General features: G+C 38.0%; 19 protein-coding genes. 12 read left to right on the forward strand and 7 right to left on the reverse strand.

Features of this window, described 5'->3' with window-relative positions:
* The first annotated feature begins 80 nt into the window (after positions 1-80).
* Genes trpD through ABS768_RS01885 form a run of 6 tightly spaced genes read left to right on the forward strand, consistent with a single transcriptional unit; the run spans position 81 to position 5441 of the window.
* A complete protein-coding gene (gene trpD / locus ABS768_RS01860) occupies positions 81-1067 on the forward strand; it encodes an anthranilate phosphoribosyltransferase (protein WP_408073248.1) in 987 nt (328 codons plus the stop codon).
* 1 nt (position 1068) lies between these two features.
* Positions 1069-1887, forward strand: a complete 819-nt coding sequence (trpC, locus tag ABS768_RS01865; RefSeq protein ID WP_408073249.1) for an indole-3-glycerol phosphate synthase TrpC — start codon at positions 1069-1071, stop codon at positions 1885-1887.
* Positions 1877-2494 carry a phosphoribosylanthranilate isomerase gene (locus tag ABS768_RS01870; RefSeq protein ID WP_408073250.1) on the forward strand — a complete coding sequence of 206 codons (618 nt, stop codon included), beginning with the start codon at positions 1877-1879 and terminating at the stop codon, positions 2492-2494. The genes trpC and ABS768_RS01870 overlap by 11 nt, the downstream gene beginning before the upstream one ends.
* The gene (trpB, locus tag ABS768_RS01875; RefSeq protein ID WP_408073251.1) at positions 2491-3690 is read left to right on the forward strand and encodes a tryptophan synthase subunit beta; all 1200 of its coding nucleotides are present in this window, start codon (positions 2491-2493) and stop codon (positions 3688-3690) included. Before ABS768_RS01870 ends, trpB begins: the two co-directional genes overlap by 4 nt.
* Positions 3674-4465: a tryptophan synthase subunit alpha gene (trpA, locus tag ABS768_RS01880; RefSeq protein ID WP_408073252.1), complete on the forward strand. Its 792-nt coding sequence runs from the start codon at positions 3674-3676 to the stop codon at positions 4463-4465. The genes trpB and trpA overlap by 17 nt, the downstream gene beginning before the upstream one ends.
* The gene (locus ABS768_RS01885) at positions 4443-5441 is read left to right on the forward strand and encodes a bifunctional 3-deoxy-7-phosphoheptulonate synthase/chorismate mutase (RefSeq protein WP_408073253.1); all 999 of its coding nucleotides are present in this window, start codon (positions 4443-4445) and stop codon (positions 5439-5441) included. Before trpA ends, ABS768_RS01885 begins: the two co-directional genes overlap by 23 nt.
* 94 nt (positions 5442-5535) lie before the next feature.
* On the opposite strand, the gene ABS768_RS01890 is transcribed toward ABS768_RS01885, so the two are convergent.
* The gene (locus ABS768_RS01890) at positions 5536-6402 is read right to left on the reverse strand and encodes a DUF808 family protein (protein WP_408073254.1); all 867 of its coding nucleotides are present in this window, start codon (positions 6400-6402) and stop codon (positions 5536-5538) included.
* 228 nt (positions 6403-6630) lie between these two features.
* Here ABS768_RS01890 and ABS768_RS01895 point away from each other — a divergent pair, with 228 nt between their 5' ends.
* Genes ABS768_RS01895 through ABS768_RS01910 form a run of 4 tightly spaced genes read left to right on the forward strand, consistent with a single transcriptional unit; the run spans position 6631 to position 11737 of the window.
* Complete coding sequence (locus ABS768_RS01895) at positions 6631-7302, forward strand: TetR/AcrR family transcriptional regulator (RefSeq protein WP_408073255.1); 672 nt, start codon at positions 6631-6633, stop codon at positions 7300-7302.
* Between the two features lie 7 nt (positions 7303-7309).
* Positions 7310-8983 (forward strand): peptidase domain-containing ABC transporter, encoded by a 1674-nt coding sequence (locus ABS768_RS01900; protein ID WP_408073256.1) that lies wholly within the window; start codon positions 7310-7312, stop codon positions 8981-8983.
* Entirely contained in the window at positions 8976-10343 is a 1368-nt protein-coding gene (locus ABS768_RS01905; RefSeq protein WP_408073257.1) for an HlyD family secretion protein, read from the forward strand. The genes ABS768_RS01900 and ABS768_RS01905 overlap by 8 nt, the downstream gene beginning before the upstream one ends.
* A 2-nt stretch (positions 10344-10345) precedes the next feature.
* Positions 10346-11737, forward strand: coding sequence for a TolC family protein (locus tag ABS768_RS01910; protein WP_408073258.1), 1392 nt, complete (start codon positions 10346-10348; stop codon positions 11735-11737).
* Here the strand turns inward: ABS768_RS01910 and ABS768_RS01915 are convergent.
* A complete protein-coding gene (locus ABS768_RS01915; RefSeq protein ID WP_408073259.1) occupies positions 11734-12840 on the reverse strand; it encodes an NAD(P)/FAD-dependent oxidoreductase in 1107 nt (368 codons plus the stop codon). The genes ABS768_RS01910 and ABS768_RS01915 overlap by 4 nt on opposite strands.
* Entirely contained in the window at positions 12840-15926 is a 3087-nt protein-coding gene (locus ABS768_RS01920; protein WP_408073260.1) for a LodA/GoxA family CTQ-dependent oxidase, read from the reverse strand. The genes ABS768_RS01915 and ABS768_RS01920 overlap by 1 nt, the downstream gene beginning before the upstream one ends.
* Positions 15927-16169: 243 nt before the next feature.
* Here ABS768_RS01920 and ABS768_RS01925 point away from each other — a divergent pair, with 243 nt between their 5' ends.
* Positions 16170-17441 carry an MATE family efflux transporter gene (locus tag ABS768_RS01925; protein ID WP_408073261.1) on the forward strand — a complete coding sequence of 424 codons (1272 nt, stop codon included), beginning with the start codon at positions 16170-16172 and terminating at the stop codon, positions 17439-17441.
* A 227-nt stretch (positions 17442-17668) separates the two neighbouring features.
* Positions 17669-19360, forward strand: coding sequence for a carbamoyltransferase family protein (locus ABS768_RS01930; protein WP_408073262.1), 1692 nt, complete (start codon positions 17669-17671; stop codon positions 19358-19360).
* 5 nt (positions 19361-19365) lie between these two features.
* On the opposite strand, the gene ABS768_RS01935 is transcribed toward ABS768_RS01930, so the two are convergent.
* The 4 genes from ABS768_RS01935 to ABS768_RS01950 all read right to left on the reverse strand — a co-directional run bounded on the left by ABS768_RS01935 (position 19366) and on the right by ABS768_RS01950 (position 22561).
* Complete coding sequence (locus ABS768_RS01935; protein ID WP_408073264.1) at positions 19366-20058, reverse strand: aspartyl/asparaginyl beta-hydroxylase domain-containing protein; 693 nt, start codon at positions 20056-20058, stop codon at positions 19366-19368.
* Positions 20059-20179: 121 nt separating this feature from the next.
* The gene (locus ABS768_RS01940; RefSeq protein WP_408073265.1) at positions 20180-20761 is read right to left on the reverse strand and encodes a PhnA domain-containing protein; all 582 of its coding nucleotides are present in this window, start codon (positions 20759-20761) and stop codon (positions 20180-20182) included.
* A gap of 103 nt (positions 20762-20864) precedes the next feature.
* A complete protein-coding gene (locus ABS768_RS01945) occupies positions 20865-21770 on the reverse strand; it encodes a hypothetical protein (RefSeq protein WP_408073266.1) in 906 nt (301 codons plus the stop codon).
* 80 nt (positions 21771-21850) lie between these two features.
* Complete coding sequence (locus ABS768_RS01950) at positions 21851-22561, reverse strand: HesA/MoeB/ThiF family protein (RefSeq protein WP_408073267.1); 711 nt, start codon at positions 22559-22561, stop codon at positions 21851-21853.
* Positions 22562-22564: the final 3 nt, after the last annotated feature.

A 22564-nucleotide genomic window follows, 5' to 3' on the forward strand; every position in this document is an offset into this window, starting at 1 on the left:
TAACTAATCGGCTCTAGCCAAAAAAATAAAGGTGATTTACTCACCCCGGATAACTATTGTCTAAACTTAAATTCACTAACATGAAAACATATTTGGAAAAACTATATCAGTATCAAACACTTAGCAGTAACGAAGCTTACAATGCACTGGAGCAGATTGCCACCGGAAAGGTAAATTCCAGCCAGATTGCATCGTTCATCACAGTATACCTAATGAGAAGTATGACAACCGAAGAGCTTAACGGGTTTAGCAATGCCCTTTTACAATTATGCATCCCTGTTTCCTTTAATCAGGAAGTTATGGATGTTTGCGGTACAGGTGGCGATGGTAAAAACACTTTTAATATCTCTACCATTACAGCATTTATAGTAGCTACCTATGGAGTACCTGTCGCAAAACACGGTAACTACGGAGTTTCATCCGTAAGCGGTTCGTCAAATGTATTGGAGCATTTAGGGTACACGTTCACCAATGATATTGATGTCCTTAAAAAACAAATGGACAACTATAACATCTGTTTTTTACATGCCCCATTGTTTCACCCAACACTAAAACACGCAGCTCCGGTAAGGAAAGAACTGGGTATAAAAACCTTTTTCAATATGCTGGGTCCTTTAATTAACCCTGCATTTCCCAAGAACAGGATGATTGGTGTATACCATGCCGAAATAGGCCGTAACTACCACTATCTGTTACAACAACAGGAATGCAAATATGCCATAGTACACTCTATTGACGGTTATGATGAAATCTCTACCACGGGCGATTTTAAACTGTTTAGCCGTAAAGGTGAAGAGCAAATCAGTATGCGCGACCTTACCATTCCTACCGCTTCGCCAGAAGCATTATTTGGAGGACATAGTGTAAAGGACGCTGCCGATATTTTCATCAATATCATTAAGGGTGAAGGCACATCTGCACAAAACAATGCCATTGCGGTAAATGCGGGTATAGCGATTGAATCGGCTACAGGGAAAGACAGGCTTACAAGTATTGCCCAAGCCAGAGAAATTATAGAAAGCGGTAAGGCATACCACACATTTAAACAACTTATAAACAGCAATTAACATGGATATTTTGAATAAGATAATTGAAAATAAAAAGAAAGAAGTAGCCGAGAGAAAAGAACTCTATCCAATAAAACTACTGGAAAGCAGTATTTACTTTGACAGCCCCACAGTATCGTTAAAACACTATTTACAGTGTAAGGACAGAGTTGGTATTATAGCCGAGATTAAACGTAAATCCCCTTCTAAAGGCAATATAAACCCTTATGTAGATGTGGAGAGGACATCCATTGGCTATATGCAGGCAGGCGCCAGTGCTCTATCCATACTTACAGATAATACTTTTTTCGGCGGAACAAACAATGATTTGACAACTGCACGTGAGTATAACTACTGTCCTATTTTAAGGAAAGACTTTATAGTTGATGAATACCAGATTATTGAAGCTAAGTCCATTGGAGCAGATGCCATACTCCTACTGGCAAATGTGCTTACTATAGAAGAGTGTAAAGCGTTTACAAACCTTGCCCATCAGCTTGGTTTAGAGGTACTATTGGAAACCCACACCCTTAACGAACTGGAATATTACTTACCAGAAACAGATGTTTTGGGAATAAACAACCGGGATTTGAAAACCTTTACGGTTGATATTGAGCGTTCCTTAAAACTTGCGTCTCATCTACCTGATAGTGTTGTAAAAGTATCTGAAAGCGGAATTAAAACAGTCGATGACATACTGCTGCTCAAAGAAAACGGATTTCATGGTTTCCTTATGGGAGAACAGTTTATGAAACATTCCAAACCCGAAAAAGCCTGCTACGAACTTATCTCTAATGTACAACATGCTTTAAATCTTAAAACTGTTAGTTATGAAAATTAAAGTATGTGGGTTAAAAGACCCGGCTAACATAATACAGGTTGCAGGTTTGGAACCAGACTATATGGGGTTTATCTTTTACAAAGAATCAAAAAGATATGCTGTCCCAACCATTAATGAAGAAGTAATAGCCAAAATCCCAAAAACCATAAATAAAGTGGGAGTCTTTGTAGATGAAACGGAAGAAAATATTATTAACCTAGTTAATAAGTATGATTTGAATAGCGTTCAGTTACATGGTGATGAATCAGTAGAGCTGTGTGACAAAATCCAAAAGCATGTTCCTGTAATAAAGGTCTTTGGAGTAAACAGCTCATTTGATTTTAATAGATGCAAGGACTATGAGGGAGTAACTGACTTATTTCTGTTCGATACTTCTACAGAAAGTTATGGCGGCAGCGGAAAACTATTTGACCATACCCTGCTCAAGGGGTATGATTTAGAAACACCTTTTTTAATAAGTGGCGGACTCGACCTCAAAACAGCTACTGCACTTATTGAAAACCTTATTCATACCAAATGTACAGGCATAGATGTAAACAGTAGGTTTGAACAGCCTAATGGCTTAAAGGATATAACACTTTTAAAACAATTATTCAGCAGAGTATGAAAACACAATATCATATAAACGACAAAGGATTTTACGGTGATTTTGGCGGTGCCTACATCCCCGAATTACTTCATAGTAATATTGAAGAGCTTCTTCAAAATTACAAAGCGGTACTAAATGATGATAAATTTAAAGAGGAGCTTAAAACACTATTAAGAGATTATGTAGGCAGACCAAGTCCGCTTTATTATTCCAATAGGCTCTCACAAAAATACGGTGTACAAATTTATCTGAAACGAGAGGATCTTAACCATACCGGGGCCCATAAAATAAACAATACCATAGGGCAGATATTACTGGCAAAACACCTTAACAAAAAACGCATTATTGCCGAAACCGGTGCGGGTCAGCATGGTGTTGCCACTGCTACGGTATGTGCTTTACTGGGACTTCCGTGTATCGTGTATATGGGAGAAACAGACATTAGAAGACAAGCTCCTAACGTTGAAAAAATGCGTTTACTGGGCGCAGAAGTCCGTCCTGCCCTTAGCGGGAGTAAAACTCTTAAGGATGCCACAAACGAAGCTATTAGGGACTGGATAAATAACCCCGAAGATACTTATTACATCATAGGATCGGTAGTGGGGCCACACCCCTATCCTGATATGGTAACCCAATTCCAGTCGGTAATAAGCGAGGAAATCAAACAGCAACTAAAGGAAAAAACAGGAAATGAAAATCCTGATTATATAATAGCCTGTATTGGCGGTGGTAGTAATGCCGCGGGGGCTTTCTATCACTTTATTGATGAACCTGATGTAAAACTAATTGCTGCCGAAGCCGCAGGAAAAGGCATAGATACTAACCATACGGCCGCTTCTATCTCTATTGGTACTCCCGGAATCATCCACGGGAGTAAAACCCTTATGATACAAACCTGCGACGGACAAATAATCGAACCATACAGTATATCAGCAGGGCTGGATTACCCCGGTGTGGGCCCTATGCATGCTCATTTAGCACAAACAGGCAGAGCTAAAGTTATTGCTATAACCGACAGCGATGCGCTCTCAGCAGGATATGAACTGTGTAAACTGGAAGGAATTATCCCTGCGCTTGAAAGTGCTCATGCCCTTGCCTGCCTTAACCACATCTCTTTTAAAAAAGATGATGTTGTAGTCATAAACCTATCAGGTCGAGGCGATAAAGATTTAGAAACCTATACAAAACACTTACCTCATGGAAAACAGAATTGATTCATTATTTAAAAATAAGTCGGGAACCGTGCTGTCGGTATACTTTACGGCAGGTTACCCCAACCTGAACGACACCCTTACAATAGCAAAAGAACTGGAAGCTAATGGTGTAGATATGCTTGAAATTGGCATCCCGTTTAGTGATCCGTTGGCAGATGGTCCCGTTATACAAAACAGCAGTAAAACAGCTATAGAAAACGGAATGTGTATTGAACTGTTGTTGGAACAACTAATTACATTAAGGGAATATATCTCTATCCCTTTACTGCTTATGGGATATTACAACCCCATACTACAATACGGTGTTACTTCTTTCTTAGAAAAAATAGCTGCTATTGGTATTGACGGACTCATAATACCCGATATGCCCATAGAGGAATATCAGGAAAATTATGAAACTGATTTTAAACAGTTAAATCTAAAAAACATTCTGCTTATTACTCCACAAACTTCTGATGACCGAATCAGGTACATAGACTCTGTTTCGGGAGGTTTTATCTATGTGGTGTCATCATCTTCAACAACGGGAGAGCATACAGGTTTTTCAGAAAAACGTGAAGCTTATCTCAGTAAAATCAGCTCCATGAAATTGGATAACCCCTGTATTGTGGGCTTTGGTATTCAAAACAGGAAAGATGTAAAACAGGTAGGTAAATATGCTGAGGGAGCAATTATAGGAACCGCATTTATTAGAGCTATAGCACAGGGAGAGCTCAAACAACAAATTAAAAATTTCATTAAAACAGTAAGTCATGATACTACAGTTAGAACATAATACAGAAACAAAAGATATACTCTCCTTAACCGAAACCATAGCAGGACTAGGGTATAAATCAACCCATGTTAAAACACAACGGAAAAATTACCTTATATGCATTGGTAACAAAGAAATAGACATAAGGCAACTGGGGCATCTACCGCTTGTGAAAGATATACATCGTGTTTCCGACCAATACAAACTGGTTTCCCGTAAATGGAAAACCAACTATACATCAATAAACTTAGGAAATGACGTATATATTGGTGGCAAAGAAAAAACGATAATAGCAGGTCCCTGCTCTATTGAAAGTGAAAAACAGGCTGAAAGCATTGCAGAACACCTCTCTCAACAGGGTATTAAAATAATGCGTGGTGGTGTATTTAAGCCCCGAAGTTCCCCTTATGCTTTTAGAGGCTTAGGTATTGAAGGGATGAAACTATTTCACAACGCCTGTAAAAAAAGAGGTATCAAAATCATTACCGAAGTGATGCAGGCCTCACAAATAGAAGAACTCTATCCATATATAGACATCTTTCAGGTTGGTGCACGAAATTCCCAAAACTATAACCTGTTGGATGCATTGGGAAAAAGTGACAAGCCTGTTATGATAAAAAGGGGAATCAGCGGCAGTATTGATGAGCTGTTATATTCTGCCGAATATGTATTTAGTGCCGGTAATGAAGATATTATTTTATGCGAAAGAGGCATAAGGACTTTTGAAACCAGCTACAGGAATACTTTTGATATTAACGCCATACAGGTTTTAAAAGACAAAACCCATTTACCTGTACTTGCCGACCCTTCTCATGGTGTAGGGATAAGGGACTATGTCCCGGGGATTGCACTGGCTGCAATTGTTTCCGGAGCAGACGGTGTGATATATGAAGTACATCCTACTCCGGAAAAAGCACTGTCTGACGGACAGCAAACCCTCAATTTTCAGGAATCGGAAGCTTTAATTCAAAAAATTAAAGTATTAGAAAGGCTGTAATAGGCTAAAAGTTATATTAAATAAAAAAACATCTAAAACCCATAGTGCTTTAGATGTTTTTTATGTTTAATCCTTAGAAATTAAAAACAGATAATTATTTCTTTTTAAAAAGGGAAACTACTTTTTTAATACCGGTAATAATTGCTACAGTTACCAAACCGCCTATCAACCCTGCCGCTGTTTCTTTCACAACCGACGGTAAGTCGGGGAAAATATGGTGTAAGTATTCTATATTATGAACAAATATACCTCCGGCAACTAAAACAAGCGCTATAGTACCTATTACAGCAAGAAACCTTATGGTTAACGGTAAAAGCTTAATTAGGGTTTGACCAATAGCTGTAAAAAAACTACTCCCTTTAGAGTATTTTATCAGCTTATAACCTGTATCGTCCATCCTTACAATAACTGCCACAAGTCCATATACACCAACTGTTGCCAAAAACGCTACAATAGTTACTGTTACAATTTGTATGGTAAGACTCTTATCTAAAACAGTACCCAATGCAATTATCACAATTTCTATAGAGAGTATAAAATCGGTAGTAATAGCCGACTTGATTTTATTTTTTTCCACATCATCAGCAATACCTTCTTTTAGGTCAGCAGTTTCTATATGTTCAGGATGATGGAAAAAATATTCAATTATTTTTTCTACCCCTTCATAAGCAAGATAAAATCCGCCCATTATCAAAATTGCTTTAATAGCTATCGGGAAAAAAGCATTTAAAAGTAAAGCGATAGGAATTATTATCAGCTTATTTATAAACGATCCTTTAGTGATAGCCCAAAGTACAGGCAACTCTCTTGACGATACAAAACCTGTTGCCTTCTCGGCATTAACTGCAAGGTCATCACCTAATATACCCGCCGTTTTTTCTGTCGCTACTTTACTTGCAACAGCAACATCATCCATAAGGGCAGCTATATCATCTAAAACTGCAAAAATACCTGAAGCCATAATTTATATTTTAAGAGGTGCAAAAATATAAATTTAGTAGTGCATTACTTAATTATTTTAATGGAACAATAAAGAAATTTAAATCAAAATGAGTAACTTAAATCATGTTATTAAAAACAAATTCAATAATTTAACTACTGCAAAACCAAACTAAACAAACGTTAAAATTAGATTTAAAATTTATTTTTAAAAGTATTACTATTATTTTTGCATGTAAATATTTCAAAAATGAGAATAGTACTATCCAATGTAAAGCTTATGATAAACGAAAATGTTTATCTGAAAGACCCTGAAAGCTCGGCACTGGGAAAGAAAATATTGAATGAAAGTATACAACTTATTAAAGAGATAGGCTTTGAGGCATTTACCTTTAAAAAGCTGGGACAGCGTATTGAAAGTAACGAAAGTTCCATATACAGGTATTTTGAGAACAAACATAAACTGTTGGTTTACCTTACCTCATGGTACTGGAGCTGGATGGAATATAGGTTGGTTTTTGAAACAGCTAACCTAACCAACCCTAAAGACCGCCTTAATAAAACCGTTTCATTATTTACAGAAGAAACTAAAGATGATGAATCTACCGAACATATTAATGAAGCCCTGTTACAGCAGATAATAATATCTGACTTTACTAAAACCTTGCTTACCAAAGAGGTTGATGAAGAAAACAGAAATGGCTTTTTTGTAATTTATAAAAGAGTAATACATCGTATTTCAGGAATAATTAAAGAAGTGAATAGTAGCTACCCCTACCCTGATTCGCTTGCAAGTACTATAGTTGAAGGGGCTTTGCATCAGCATTTTTTAAAACAGCACCTAACATCACTAACCAATTGTAGTGATGAGATTTCACCAAGCGATTTTTACCTCGATTTGATTAATAAAGTTTTAAACTAAAAAATATATGACCCCATTAAAACGCTTCTATAACCTTTTAAAGCTGGATAAGAAAGATATATACCAGATTGTTTTTTATGCAGCTTTCTCAGGACTAATAAGTATGTCATTACCTCTTGGTATACAAGCCATAGTTAATTTTATACAGGGAGGACAAATAAGTGTTTCCTGGATTGTACTTATAATTATTGTAACTCTGGGTGTGGCACTGGTAGGTATACTTACCTTAATGCAGTTAAGGATAACAGAGAACCTTCAGCAAAAAATATTCATCAGGTCTTCTTTTGAGTTTGCCCATCGTTTACCAAAACTTACTTTTGATTCCCTGTATGATAAATACCCGCCCGAAGTAGCCAATCGCTTTTTTGATACGCTAACCATACAAAAGGGTACATCAAAACTATTGCTTGATTTTACAACGGCTATATTACAGGTTGGACTTGGTTTGGTACTACTGTCACTTTACCATTCCTTTTTTATAATATTTGGTGTACTGCTACTTATACTGCTTTACATCATATTCAAATTTTCATTTCAGGATGGTTTAAACACCAGCATAAAAGAGTCTACCTTTAAATATAAGGTGGCTTACTGGTTACAGGAGATAGCACGAAACAAAAACAGCTTTTCACGTAAAAACAACTTTGAGTACGCACTGAACAAAAACGATAAGCTAGTAAATAATTACATTTCATTCAGGGAAAAGCACTTTAATGTGATTAAAAGGCAGTTTTCACAACTTATCGCCTATAAGGTATTTATAACCGCCGGGCTCCTTTCGGTAGGAGGTTTTCTTGTGCTTAACCAACAAATGAATATCGGTCAGTTTGTTGCTGCAGAGATTATAATTTTACTTATTATCAACTCGGTAGAAAAACTTATTTTAGGATTTGAAACCCTTTATGATGTACTTACAGCAGTTGAGAAAATAGGTTTAGTAACTGATCTTGAAATTGAAAAAAGTATAAAAAATACAAACATCGATTGCATAGAAACCGACTATACCTTAGAAACTGAGGACATGACTTACAGGTACCCTGACAATGATAAGGACATCATTAAAAAGGTAAACCTGAAAATAATTCAGGGAGAAAAGGTATTTATTACAGGAGCCAATAATTCAGGGAAAACCACTTTGGTAAGGTTGTTATCAGGATTCCTTTCTCCAAGCTCGGGAGTATTATACATTAATGATAATATCGTAAAGAGGTCTGAAAGCGAGTGTTACAAAAGCCATATAGGTGTTGTAATGCAGGAGGATACTCCATTTGAAGGGACTCTGCTGGAAAATATTACCTTCAATAATCCTGATATAAGCGGTGAAGATGTAAAATGGGCTCTCAGTGCAGTAGGTTTAACAACTGCTACAAAAAGGCTGCCTATGGGACTGGATACCCCTGTTAACCCAGACGGAAGACAATTAACCCAATCAATCATTCAAAAAATAATGATTGCAAGAGCCATTGTAAAACGCCCTAAAATTCTTTTCCTTGAAGAACCTACTATCAGTATGGATCCAAAATCGGCTAAAAAAATAATCGACTTTTTAGTAAGCCCCGACCATAACTGGACAATAGTAATTTCTTCGGTTGATGAATACTGGAAAAAAGCCTGTAAGAGACAAATTGAAATGGAAAACGGACAAGTGATTAACGACATAAACATAAACGGCAATGCTTAATATATCTAACAATAATCCGGTACGTGTTGAAAACCCAACCGGATATGAAACCATTAAGGTGCTTAACAGCAGGCCTCACTATAAAATCCTGAACAGGATAATAGTACTTGTATGCCTTTTATGTTTTATTGGCCTGTTTTTACCCTGGACACAAAATATTAGGGGTACAGGATCAGTTACCACATTAAAGCCCGATCAGCGTCCGCAAACCATTCATTCAGCCATCGCCGGAAGGGTTGAAAAATGGTATGTACAGGAAGGTGATTTTGTAAAGAAGGGTGACACAATTGTATTTATATCTGAGGTTAAGGAGAACTACTTTGATCCTAATCTTGTAGAGAATACAAAGCAACAGGTAGATGCAAAAAAAATGGCACGTAAGTCATATGACGGAAAAGTATTGGCACTGGAAAACCAAATAGTTTCCCTAAACAACGAACTTAACCTTAAACTGGAGCAGGGACGTAATAAAATAAAACAGGCTCAGCTAAAAGTAAAAAGTGACAGTATGGATCTTGCAGCGGTAAACACTCAGTTAACCATTGCACAAACCCAGTTTGACAGGGCTGTTACCCTAAATAAAGACGGACTGAAACCGCTAACCGATGTAGAGGAAAAACGCCTTAAGCTACAGGAAGCACAGGCAAAAATCATTACACAGGAAAACAAACTTTTAGGTTCACGAAATGAGCTCATCAATTCACGAGTTGAAATAAACCGTATTAAAGCCGAGTATACTGAAAAAATTGCAAAAGCGAACAGCGACAAATATACTGCAATGAGTAGCCTTTATGATACCGATGCCCAGGTTACAAAACTGGAAAACCAGTATGTTAATTACAGCATCCGTAACGGATTATATTATATAAAAGCTCCTCAGGACGGTTATATAAACAAGGCTTTACTTAGCGGTATTGGAGAAACCATTAAGGAAGGTACTTCTGTTGTGAGCATCATGCCGGCAGGTTATGACATTGCGGTAGAAACCTATGTAGACCCTATTGATCTTCCGTTAATTAAAAGAGGTTCTAAAATAAGGGTGTGGTTTGACGGTTGGCCTACAATTGTATTTTCGGGTTGGCCGGGTATATCATACGGTACTTTTGGCGGACGCGTTGTTGCCATAGAGAACTTTATTAGCCCTAACGGAAAATACAGGATACTTGTATCGCCGGATGCCGATGAACAGGCATGGCCTGAACAGTTAAGTATAGGCGCGGGAGCACAAACCATAGCATTGCTTGATAATGTACCAGTATGGTATGAAATATGGCGAAACCTTAACGGGTTCCCCCCTAACTATTACAGTACAAAAAATACAGATAAAGCCATGACAGCAAAGGACAACGAAAAGAAATAGTAATGAGGCATTTATTCTATATACTACTAATTTTAATTCCGGTTTGTGTTTTTTCGCAGGAATTTAACGAAGAAACACTAAGCTACAGGGAGTATTTGGGATATGTAAAAAAATTCCACCCTTTGGTTAGCCGGGCCAATCTTGAAATAGACAGAGCCGAAGCACAGTTAATGCAGGCTCGCGGCGGTTTTGACCCTAAAATAGAAGTTGATTTTGATAAAAAACAATTCAAGGATACCGAATATTACTCTTTACTGAACAGCAGTTTCAAAATACCTACATGGTATGGTATTGAAATAAAAGCTGCTTTTGACAATAGTGAGGGTTATTATCTTAACCCGCAAAACACTACTCCTAATCAGGGATTAACATCGCTTGGTATTACCGTACCTGTTGGTCAGGGGCTTTTTATCAATCAGCGTATGGCCGATTTAAGAAAAGCCAAACTACAAATAAACCTTAGTAAATCACAGCAAAGACTTGCTGCCTTAGATGTTTTGTATGATGCATCGGCAGCTTATTTCTCATGGCTTAAGCACTACAACGAAATGGTAATGTATAAGGAGTATCTAACCGCTGCGGAAAAACGTTATACTGGAGTGTTAAGGCTTATTGAACAGGGAGATAAACCGGCTATTGACAGTGTAGAAACAGGTATTTCGGTTAAGAACCGTAAGCTGAGTCTGGAAAATTCAATACTTAAACTAAATAAGGCGAGGTTGGAACTGGCTAATTATTTATGGATAAATGAAACTCCTGTAGAGCCATCTGAAGATTTAAAACCTGAAGTAGGTCTTCTTACAGAGATTGAGGATATATTAAATACAGGAGGAATTAATGATACTGAAGCTATAATTGCTGGACACCCTAAGCTTAAAATGCTCGAAACTAAAGTTGAAATGCTCGATATTGAAAGAAAGTTAAAGGCTAACTACCTGCTTCCTAAAATAGACTTGGGTTATTATTATCTTTCAGAGCCTTCTTATATTGATAATTTCCGTACGGAAGATTATAAAATCGGGATTAACTTCTCTTTCCCTATATTTTTAAGGAAAGAAAGAGGTGCACTTAATATGGCTAAAATTAAATTACAGGATACTAAATTTGAGCTACAGCAGGAACAGCTTCAAATTAAAAACAAAATTGATGCACAACTGACCGAAATACAGTCGCTTAAAAAACAGTCTGATTTACTAAACGGTCTCGTACAGGATTATCAAACCATGCTTGATGCAGAAGACCGACTTTTCTCCTTTGGGGAAAGCTCCATCTTCATTATAAATTCGCGTGAAACTAACCTTATATCGGCAAAAATACAGCAAATAAACATGGAAAATAGTTTATTGATGAGTAATGTAGCACTCTTTAGGGTAATGGCTAATTCTGATAATTAAAAAACACGTCTGGCTTTCCAGTACGGTTTATTAAAATACCTCACCTCTGTTGAATAGAAATACTTTCTGGATTTTTGGTTTTCCATAAATACTCGGTCTATAAGCTGCTGATAATGATTAAGGATATTATCTTTTTGTAAAGGGGTATCCAAACAACCAATAACAGACTCGGCAGCTTTTATACCGCTATACAGGGCAAAAAATATTCCCTGCGAAGAAAGCGGATCAAATGACAAAGCTGCATCACCTACACATAAAACTCCGTTGTAAATAACTGATTCAGGTTTAGAAACACCTGCCTCCACCGCATTACTGTGAAGTAATGATTTTATAGTCAGTTTATAAGGTAATATAACTTCTTTATTGAATTTTTCCAGTAACAGTTCGGGATTCTTGTACAACGTTCCTATTTCATCTGAAAGTCCCTGAAAGCTTACAACTCTTTTTCCTCCCGGTAAAAGTGAGGTATACCACCAGCCTTCCTGTACTGATTTTATTCGGGTAGTATTGTCATTATCATTTTTTGGAGTAGACACCCAGTTAACTACCGCCATCTGATTATCTACTTTTGTACGCTTATAGCCTAGTTTTTTCCCTATAACCGCTTTACGGCCTGTAGCATCTATAAGCCAGTTGGCAGAAACTTCATTTATCCCCCCTTCTCTCAGGCTTACTTTAAACCTTACATCACTGTTGCTATTTAAAACAACATCATCAATTGTGGCGGAATATACCGGTATACCTAAGGCCTTAACTTTCATTAATAATGCTTTATCAAACCTTACCCTGTCTACATGGAAACCTCCCCCTTCGGGGTTTAACATACCACTACTGTGTACCCAATCGTCACTACCCCAAGATGAAACATTGGCACTGCAACGTTTATATTCAGTATCGTCAAGAAGATCGGTAATAGTATCTATACCTAATCGTTTAAAAAGGCGCATTGTAGCCCCGGGAATGGATTCCCCTGCCTTATAAAGCATATCATATTCTTTATTTATCAGGCATACATTAAGCCCTGCCTGTTTTAATACAATTGCAGCAGCGCAGCCCGAAGGGCCGCCACCTGCTACAATTATTTCAAAACGATTGGTATTCATTAGTTACCTCTGCGTTTTATGTTTACAAATTCATTACGCTGTTCTTCACTTATCCAGCCTGCTTCAGCCAACTGGCGGTTGTATAGTCCAAGCTCATCAAAGGCTTTTTCATACATACTGTGATCTGATTTAAGATTAGCCTGCTGTGCTTTGGTAAGATTCTCAACATATATGTTTTCCGGTAGCCAGTCCATATCCTCGGGTCTTGGTTTTGCCTCCAGTATACCCATACTACCAAAGTGTGCAATCATGTACATCATTTGTTCGGGAGCAGGATTTTGTAACGGTAACTGCCTTAACCATTGCGGCCTGTTTTGGAAAGCAGCAATACGTATTTCCATTGGCTGTTTCGTATCACAAAGGGTATTGTAATCCACCTCAGTTAAAACCTGATTTGGTACCCTTGCCGGCCAGAATGTTGGCAAATAAGGATCATACTCAAAATCATAACCCGAACGGCAGAAAGCAGTATCTCCCTGCCACGGAAGTGCCATCCAGCGGGTAAGGTCCCCAGCCGCCTGACCGTATAAAGGCCCGTTGACTTTCATTACCGAATTATTATCCAGCGTAGCCCCATAATTAGGTTCTGCCAGGCCTTCCTCTCGTTCCCTTATTCTGTATGGTGCCCTGTACATTGAAGCATTTCTCATAGGCCATGTAAGTTCTGCTCCCGGGTGGAAAGCATCGGCAAGGCAATAGTGCATTGCTGTCCTGTCCAGCATTTCCGGTTGTTTTTGCAAATCTACATCTTCAATTTTATGAGGCTCTTTATGGTCAGGGTTATAATCGTTAATAAACAGTCCGTTTACCCAGTTAGTAAGTACATAGGTATAAAATGGCGGAAGTTGAAGGTATGTAGACGGAGCCGGCGGCAGGTTAGGATCAGGATTAGTATATCCAAAGGCATCGCCATAAATAGGCGGCCATGCAGCTACCTCGGCTATTTTGGTATTCGTTGGCCTGAAACTGTTGTAAATACCTCTGCGCAGCTCAGCGTATGGATCAGGATACATGGAGTTATCCAAAGGAGCGTAAGACAGTTTTTTCATAAACTCAGGATCCTTGAAGTTTAGAGGGCCTCCCGCACCAAACATGGAAAGGAATCCTTTATTTACCCATTGTAGTTCGCTAAGTCGTTCCAGTATAGGTCGCACATGATCATTAAATGATATTTGCTGAGGAACTTTTAGCATACCTACTTCCATATATAGGTTTTGCAGCAGGTCGTCCATAGTTCTCCATCCTACCAAGTCAGGAGCAAAGTTAGGCGGTGCAGAAGCTACCCATGCCGGGTCGGCTTCATAATCAACGCCTCCTATGGTTACTTTCGCATAAACAGGTCCGTCAGCGATATCATCATACCATCCGTTAGCATTATTAAAACTATCTGGGTCGGCAGGCCTGTATACGGGTTGGTTAGAAGGACTTGCAGAAACCCCAAAGCCCGGTAAAACCAAAAGGCGTCCTACAGCATCTGTCCTTAATTCCCCTAAAGTAACCGGTGTTCCTTCAAAATCACCCGACATTACATAGCTGGAATCTTTCATCTCGATACCCATTATCGATTTTTTACCTGTATCAATACATAGGGCACTCCTGTCGTCCCCTTTAACATCTGCATTTCTTAAAGGCACGCTAAGGCTCACAGTTGCAGGTATATCCAGCGCCGCATTAAACTGGTACCAGGCAGCTTTTTTATTAGCAAGGTGTACTGACCATTGAACACTTGATTTTTTGGTTTGCTGTACTTCGCCCACCACATTGCCATACTTATCGTAGGCATATATACGGAAACGGGCTGCCTGTCGCTTAATAGCACCTCCGGCATCTCTGGTACTTCCAAACTTTGTTGGTTCCGGTTTAAATACTTCCGGACCAATATAATATCCGTCAGGGCTATCACCTACACGGGCAATGCCAATACCAGGGTGAATCCTTACATGGGTTATTCTTTTTATCTGGTCGTCAGTCAGTTCTTTTAGATTTTCCTTTTCTGACGGACTATGTCCCGAAAAAGGACATTTAGGGTTTTTAATAACAGGCTTCCCCGGTTTTTTAGGCTCGGTTACCGGCTGTTTGTTCATTTCCCTGCGGTAATTGGCACTGGTTTGATATACGCTCATCCTAGCTTCGGCAACACTGCCTACAGGCTGATTCTCTAACGGCACACGCCCTATGTTAAATGACAGCCAGTCGCCATAAATTTCCTGCTCATCAATAGTAATATCCTGTTGCGGCAGGTGTATGGTAGCCACTTTTAGGGGAACAGCAACTGTTTCGTCCCAAACTACAGTAGCCCTGTCCAGCGGGAAATGCTGTTCAATATAAGCTTCGCCATATTGGGATGCATCCGGTCTTTTTTGGATAAGAATATCCAGTGTAACAGGCCCTGCTGCCAATCGGGCTGCAAGATCTTTACCCATAAAATCAGGGTCGTTTATATCTACCTCTCCCGCAAAAGTTGATGTTCCCGGGCGAAGTATGTATTTACAGTAATTATCCGGCCCCAACATAAACGGAACCACACTCCAAAGTTGTGTTTCCAGTACCGAATGTATCGGTTTTGCCATTTTATCCAGTAGTTCATTTGTTTTTGGTGCATGTTGCTGTACCCAGTCGTCACCCCAACCTTCAAGGCTGGCTTTAGTGAAATTGCACATATCGGAAGCGTTATCCACAAAAAAGAAAGGTACATTTTGTAGTAACAAATCCGCAGTATCTGCTCCATCGTCACTTACCTTTTTCTCTCCGGGAATTCCAAAAACCTTAATTCCTATTCCAATGGTACTCATCCAGTCAGGTCTGCCATCTGCAAGATCTGACGAATAGCGTACATATACAGGGAAATCACCTCCTTTTTTAAACATACCGTGCTTATAATCCTCCGGAAGATCTTCCTGTATGGTTATATTTCCTTTTATGATACCGTGTGTACGCAAAAATACAGGCCTGCGCACAGGGCATTGTCCCTGTTCTACCCTTTTCTTTTGTACAAGGTCACAGAACATATGCCTAAGCCCCTCTATAGGGTTTTCGCAACCGCAGGATGTATTATCCTCACTCCTGTTCTCAATAATACTTTTCATAATAAGTAATTTATAAATTGGTTTGTTCTCAAATATATTCCAAAAAATAAACCTGACTATACGTAAAACTACCTGTTTAGGCAGCCCGTAAAAACTACAATTAAAAGAAAGCTACTCTTACTTTAACTATGCAAAAACACCGTTAATCGAAATACCTGCCAAAAAACAAATAGTAAAATGAAATTTGTATATACAAAACCACGGAATGTTTTGCGAGTATCATTCTAATTAAACCAATGCATTATGAAAGCTATAACTACTCATTCAGCAATTGTAAGAAGGCTTAGCCAGGAGCAGGTATTTATGTTATCTGTACTTTTGGTAAATGCCGGAAACTACTTTTATAATCTTATACTGGGACGCGTTTTGGGGCCTGCAGCATTTTCTGATGCCGCAATTCTTATTACGCTACTTTTAGTGCTCTCATTTGCCGGAATGACATTTCAAATTGTTACCGCAAAATATGCTGTAGTACTCAAGTACAATAAATTATTTTCCTTTAAACGGTTTATAGTCAGGCTGGCTTTTGCTACAGGATTGCTTTTAGGCATTACAGTTATTATGATGGCCGATACGTTACAGCAAATTTTTAATACGCAAACATCTGTAATGTTTACCATTTTTGGAATGGGACTTCCGTTATATTTCATAATGAGTATAAACAGAGGGTTGTATCAGGGGCAGAATGATCTAAAAAGATTATCGGTTACCTATCAAACAGAAATGTTGAGCAGGCTGGTTATTACGTTAGCTCTTGTATTACTTATTCCTTTTGGAGCATCTTCGGTTTTTATTGCTATGGGTATTGCCATTTCACTTTTATTCGGACTAATACCTTTTAAAAATAACCTGGTTCATGATGCTTTTACATTTACATCTGAAGAAGATAAGGCCGATGCCAAACCTATAATGACATTTTTTATGTTAACGGGCTTTTATGAGCTTTCACAAATTATAATTAATAACAGCGATATATTATTAGTTAAACATTATTTTAATGATGTAGAAGCAGGACTGTATGCATCACTGGCACTTATAGGCCGTATGGTTTACTTTGTAGCCTGGATGTTTGTAATTATGCTTTTACCTAAGGTAATCAAAATGCATAAAGAAGGAGGAGATACTACGCGTATACTTTTTAAATATGTAAGCTATGTAACATCTCTTTCGGCTCTAATCGTTTTTGCTACCTTCCTATTCCCTGTAACAGCAGTTAAGCTACTTTTTGGCAATGAGTACATTAGTGTGGCTCCGTTATTATGGAAATATGCTATTGCTACCTCCATATTTGCCATAGCAAATATTTTTGCTTACTATTTTCTTTCGATAGGTAAGTATCTTCCGGTTGCCATATCTGCCTTATTAGGCTGTACACAAATATTACTAATTGTATTATACCATAATTCTTTAGAGCAGGTTGTTAATGTACAGATAATTGCCATGTTATGTCTGTTTAGTTTCCAGCTAGTTTACTTTTCTTATCATAAGCTAAAAAACAGATCACTAAAAGCTTAATTCTAACACACTAAACAAAATAGCAGTAAATTTTTTCATAATGTTGATTTGGTTTTTATGATAACACCCATAATGTAGAATTATGGGTGTTTTTCGTTTATTTAATGGGATTTTCACACTGGTAGGAAACACCTGTTTTTACTTTTCAGGTAATTATACCTGCAAAAAAAACTTACGTTCCGGGTATATTTACAACCAGATAATCTCCCATTAATACACGCTTACTAATGAATACACCTGTTTATGTTTTAGGCACCGGACTTTCGCACAACGGATCGGCAGTTTTATTAAAAGACGGACATATATGTGTCGCTATAGAAAAGGAAAGGTTAACCCGTATAAAACATGATGGTGGCAATGATACTGAGGCTATTCAGTACTGTCTTGATGCCGAAGGCATAACTCTTAAAGATATTACGCTTGTAGTACAATGTGCTAACTTCGAGATTCCTGAAAGAGATACTTATAAAGGAAAAAGAGTATTTGCCGAAACCGATAAACCCAAAATAGTAAATATATCCCATCATTTGGCACATGCTTACAGCGCTGTTGGCACTTCGCCTTTTGATGAATGTGCCGTTATGGTCATTGATGGCTGTGGCAGTCCGCTGAATCAATTCCTGGAACTGCACCCTGAACAGCGAAAACATATTCCTGAAGAAATATTTAATTCAATGGAAATGTTTTGTGAAAAGGACAGCTTTTATCACTACAATGGTACCAAACTCATCCCTTTGGTAAAGGACTTTAGCCCTATGTCGCAACAACAGGAAACTGCTTTTACATTACCAACAACACAACACTCTATAGGCGGATTTTATTCGGCAATAAGTGAATATGTTTTTGGCGATATGGACGATGTAGGCAAATTAATGGGGTTAGCGCCTTTTGGAGAAAGTGGAGTTTTTGATTTTAAAGCTTTTGAATTTAAGTCGGGAAGATTATATGTAAGAGACGATTGGAAAAACAGGTTTACCAATCCGTCACAGGGATACAACTATTTTAAACAGAATTTTGACTATTATGCCAATGTGGCACTATGGGCACAACAACAGGTTGAAAAAGCAGTAGTACAATGTATTACAAACAGGCTAGAGAAGTTTCCTCACAAAAACCTGTGCTATAGTGGCGGAGTAGCTCTTAATGCTGTAGCTAATGCAAAACTGGAGGATAGTGCTATTACCGAAAACATCTATTTTGAACCGGCTGCTGCTGATAACGGACTAGCATTGGGTTGTGCTTTTTACGGCTGGCTTGAGTACCTCAAAATGCCAAAACAAAAACACAACGGTAGTACCTGTTTTGGAAAACGGTATACTGATACTGAAATAGAATCAACTTTAGAAGGTTATACTCGGTATCCTTATAAAAAGTTTAGTAACCATAATAAGATGATTAGCTATGTAGCAGGTAAACTTAACGAAGGTAAAACCGTAGGCTGGTTTCAGTCGGGTTCAGAGTTTGGGCCACGTTCACTGGGAAGACGAAGCATACTTGCACATCCGGGTATAAACGGTATGAAAAATCATATTAACAGAAATATAAAATTCAGGGAAGATTTTCGCCCCTTTGCCCCTGCCGTACTCAAAGACAAGGTAAATGAGTATTTCACTAAAGGAAGATACAGTCCCTATATGATTTTGGTAGACCAGACCAAACCGAAATATATGGAGTTGCTGAAAAACGTTACTCATAAAAACGGCTCGGCAAGGGTACAAACTGTAGAAGAAAGCTGGAACCCGGTATTTGGTGCATTACTGGAAGAATTCTACAAACAAAGCGGAATTGCAGTACTGCTTAATACCAGCCTTAATAAGAGAGGTATGCCAATAGTAGAAACTCCACAGGAAGCCCTTAACCTATTTGACATTACCGCCCTTGATATTATGGTAATGGAAAATTATGTGATAGAAAAATAGCTTTATTATTGCTCCAATTCCTTAAGTAGCTGCTCTGCAGCAGGAGAGTTCATTCTTTTCAGTTCGGCTATCATAAGTTGTTTCTGTTCGTCACTCATAATCGGTTTTGGCTTATCAAAGCTTTCTTTAGGAGCCTCTTTGTAAAACATATTATCGGTCCATTCATTTTTAAGTCCGTCAATAACCAAATGTACACGGCTTACAGCCCCTCTGTTCGCTACAGAATGAGTAAAATTAGCATTGATATACCAACATTCACCTTCTTTCATTTCAAGCCTTTCTCCGTCTAAAATAAACTCAACCTCACTATTGGTAACAATAGGTATATGCAGTCTGAAACTACCGTCCTCATAGCCAAGATCATTATCGGTATGTGGTTTTATTGCTGCTCCGGCTTCAAGTTGTAAAAGGCGTACAGCAGTTTTCTCAAAAGTAAAACCATCTAAGACTTCTTTAAAATAATCACATATTTCAAGAGCATCAGTAGCTATGAGCTTACCGTCATCTGACGGAACTGCATAAATGGAATCTGACTTTCCGTTTTGTGACATCAATGCAACCGATGTCCAGTTTCCCGAATAATTACCCGTATTATAATGAGCTATCCATTTCTTAGACAAAACCTTTTCAAGGTCTTCCTTCAGTCGTTTTGAATCAAAAGTAAGTGGGAATTTTATATGGCGTACCAGTTTATCCATGGTATACGTAAGGTTAGGTTGGTTATCACTGCTAAGATAATCAAATTATACCTGTTATATACTTACACTATAGTCTTAATAAACAAAAAAAGAGCCGGATAAACCGACTCTTTAAAATGTATTATTGTTTTTTTACGTATTTGGTAAGTATCACAATCATTTGTCCTTCTACCTTACCTTCAATCTGTTCATGATTATCGTGTACAAGCCTAATATTTCTAACAGCAGTACCAATTTTAGCGTTTAAGGATGATCCCTTAACATCAAGATCCTTAATAAGAGTTACCGTATCACCATTTTGTAGAATGTTTCCGTTACTGTCCTTATGAAGTTGCGCATTAACATCACTTAAATGATCTCCGGTTTCTTTAGCCCATTCAAGATTATCGTCCTCAAGATAAATCATATCAAGAGCATCGGCAGCCCAGCTTTCATTTCTAAAACGATTAAGCATTCTCCACGACATAACCTGTACAGCTGGTACTTCGCTCCACATTGAGGTAGGAAGTATATTTTCCCAGAAAGATCCATCCGGTTCTTCCCTTCTTTCAATCTGGTCAAGGCATTTTTGAGTAATTAAAATCGTATTCTCAATTCCTTTTTTATGTATAGACTGAACCTCATACGTTACAAGGTCGTTTGTAGCACCACTTAATTCACATTGATTGCCGCTTCGTTGCTGAAGCTGTTCTTCTATTTTCATTATTCTTATTGTTTAGGACTGCAAAAATAGAAATTCTAAACGATTTTGAAGTTTTTGAAAGATTAATTATTAAAAGTTTAAAAATTTGTTATGAATACCTAAACTACTTTTTAGAAAAACGAATTTGGTTGCCAAAGGTGTAAGTCGCTGTTAATGAAGGTCCATTGTAACCCCATTTAAAAAAGCCGTTGAGCCTTTCCCTTTCTACATCCACACGTATGTTTAATCCGGTATATCCGGCTGTAAGGCTCAAATTGCGATATACATTGTAAAGTACCGAAAGGTTATAACTTATAATACGCCCCCTGATATTATCTATTTTCAGTGCCAGATAATTTATGTTGGTATATAATCCGAATTTAGGAGAAAGTACAAATTCCCCCCATGCACCAATATCAGGCAGCGGAGCTGTGAAACTGAAATCATCTTCAACTCCTACCGATCCTATGTTGGTATCCAACTGAAGCCCCATATCTCCAAGTACAACGTGAGCACCAATAAGTAACCCTGCTTCATATTTAGGCTTGCTTAAAATAGCATAACTATATGCCAAACGGGCAATATTAGTATCAAAATAAGCCGTAACAGCAGCATCAACAGGATAGGTGTTATCGCCAAACTCTATTTCCCTGTCCAGAACATAAGTCGACTCCCTTCTCAAATAAAAATATTCCAGTACCAGTCTTGATCTTCGGGAAATACGCCATTGAAAGTCTCCCATAAATGAAGTACTCGTTTTAGTAAAGCCCAAATCGTCCTCCAAATCTATAGTAGTACCCAAATTTCCTTTATTATTACCAACCCTCACCTGAGTATTATTTAAAGGAAAAAAAACTCCCAGATTAAGCCTGAAACGGCGTGCATACCATATGGGTAAGCCATCCTGATAGAACTGAGGCAGTTCTTTCTCTGTTTGTACTGCTATAGTGTCAAGGGAAATTTCACTGTCAATCTGCGCTGATAAAGAAAACCAAACACAGCACATAAAAAATAATAAAGTTCTTTTCATTTTTACAATCGTGTTGGTTAGTACTATTAAAGTTACATAAAAAACAGTAAACCAACAGGTTAAAAAACAAAAATATATTCTTAAAAAGTAAGCTTAGTGAAATTCCAGTGCAGGGTATTAAAAAGTACAAGTTCATTATTAAGAGTAGGTAATCCGGCAATTACCTTAATGGTTTCATGCCCCATCATAGTACCGATTATCCCCGGTAACGTACCAATAACCCCATTCAAACTACAATTTGGCACGTCTTCAGGGTTAGGAGGTTCAGGGAAAATATCTCTTAGATTTTTACTGCCCTTATGGTTAAACAAAGCCAGTTGACCTTCATTTTTAAAAATACTGCCATATACCAGCGGCTTATCCATTTTAACACAGGTATCATTCACTATATAGCGGGTAGTAAAATTATCACATCCGTCAACAATCACATCAAAATCAGCTAATAAGCTTTCACAGTTTTCACCAGTAAGTTTTTCATTATGAACAATCAGGTTTGTTGCAGGATTCAACTGCTGCAAAACAGCTTTAGCAGTTTCCGACTTAAAACCACCCACATGGCTTTCGTTATATAAAATCTGCCTGTGCAGATTGTGTAACTCTACTCTGTCAAAATCAACAATCCCAAGAGTTCCTACTCCTGCCGCACACAAATATTGTAATACAGGACAACCCAGTCCGCCGGCACCAATAACCAGTACTTTGGCGTTAAGTAGTTTTTCCTGACCTGCCTCCCCTATTTCCGGCAACTGCATTTGCCTGCCGTAACGTAAAATATTTTGTATTGATATCATCCC

The sequence above is a fragment of the Flavobacterium rhizophilum genome (assembly GCF_046000485.1).
Taxonomy (GTDB): domain Bacteria; phylum Bacteroidota; class Bacteroidia; order Flavobacteriales; family Flavobacteriaceae; genus Flavobacterium; species Flavobacterium rhizophilum.

What these genes read in the sequence shown, in the direction of transcription:
- trpD (WP_408073248.1), top strand. Translation starts at nt 81, where the DNA reads ATGAAAACATATTTGGAAAAACTATATCAGTATCAAACACTTAGCAGT.
- trpC (WP_408073249.1), top strand. Translation starts at nt 1,069, where the DNA reads ATGGATATTTTGAATAAGATAATTGAAAATAAAAAGAAAGAAGTAGCC.
- ABS768_RS01870 (WP_408073250.1), top strand. Translation starts at nt 1,877, where the DNA reads ATGAAAATTAAAGTATGTGGGTTAAAAGACCCGGCTAACATAATACAG.
- trpB (WP_408073251.1), top strand. Translation starts at nt 2,491, where the DNA reads ATGAAAACACAATATCATATAAACGACAAAGGATTTTACGGTGATTTT.
- trpA (WP_408073252.1), top strand. Translation starts at nt 3,674, where the DNA reads ATGGAAAACAGAATTGATTCATTATTTAAAAATAAGTCGGGAACCGTG.
- ABS768_RS01885 (WP_408073253.1), top strand. Translation starts at nt 4,443, where the DNA reads ATGATACTACAGTTAGAACATAATACAGAAACAAAAGATATACTCTCC.
- ABS768_RS01890 (WP_408073254.1), bottom strand. Translation starts at nt 6,402, where the DNA reads ATGGCTTCAGGTATTTTTGCAGTTTTAGATGATATAGCTGCCCTTATG.
- ABS768_RS01895 (WP_408073255.1), top strand. Translation starts at nt 6,631, where the DNA reads ATGAGAATAGTACTATCCAATGTAAAGCTTATGATAAACGAAAATGTT.
- ABS768_RS01900 (WP_408073256.1), top strand. Translation starts at nt 7,310, where the DNA reads ATGACCCCATTAAAACGCTTCTATAACCTTTTAAAGCTGGATAAGAAA.
- ABS768_RS01905 (WP_408073257.1), top strand. Translation starts at nt 8,976, where the DNA reads ATGCTTAATATATCTAACAATAATCCGGTACGTGTTGAAAACCCAACC.
- ABS768_RS01910 (WP_408073258.1), top strand. Translation starts at nt 10,346, where the DNA reads ATGAGGCATTTATTCTATATACTACTAATTTTAATTCCGGTTTGTGTT.
- ABS768_RS01915 (WP_408073259.1), bottom strand. Translation starts at nt 12,840, where the DNA reads ATGAATACCAATCGTTTTGAAATAATTGTAGCAGGTGGCGGCCCTTCG.
- ABS768_RS01920 (WP_408073260.1), bottom strand. Translation starts at nt 15,926, where the DNA reads ATGAAAAGTATTATTGAGAACAGGAGTGAGGATAATACATCCTGCGGT.
- ABS768_RS01925 (WP_408073261.1), top strand. Translation starts at nt 16,170, where the DNA reads ATGAAAGCTATAACTACTCATTCAGCAATTGTAAGAAGGCTTAGCCAG.
- ABS768_RS01930 (WP_408073262.1), top strand. Translation starts at nt 17,669, where the DNA reads ATGAATACACCTGTTTATGTTTTAGGCACCGGACTTTCGCACAACGGA.
- ABS768_RS01935 (WP_408073264.1), bottom strand. Translation starts at nt 20,058, where the DNA reads ATGGATAAACTGGTACGCCATATAAAATTCCCACTTACTTTTGATTCA.
- ABS768_RS01940 (WP_408073265.1), bottom strand. Translation starts at nt 20,761, where the DNA reads ATGAAAATAGAAGAACAGCTTCAGCAACGAAGCGGCAATCAATGTGAA.
- ABS768_RS01945 (WP_408073266.1), bottom strand. Translation starts at nt 21,770, where the DNA reads ATGAAAAGAACTTTATTATTTTTTATGTGCTGTGTTTGGTTTTCTTTA.
- ABS768_RS01950 (WP_408073267.1), bottom strand. Translation starts at nt 22,561, where the DNA reads ATGATATCAATACAAAATATTTTACGTTACGGCAGGCAAATGCAGTTG.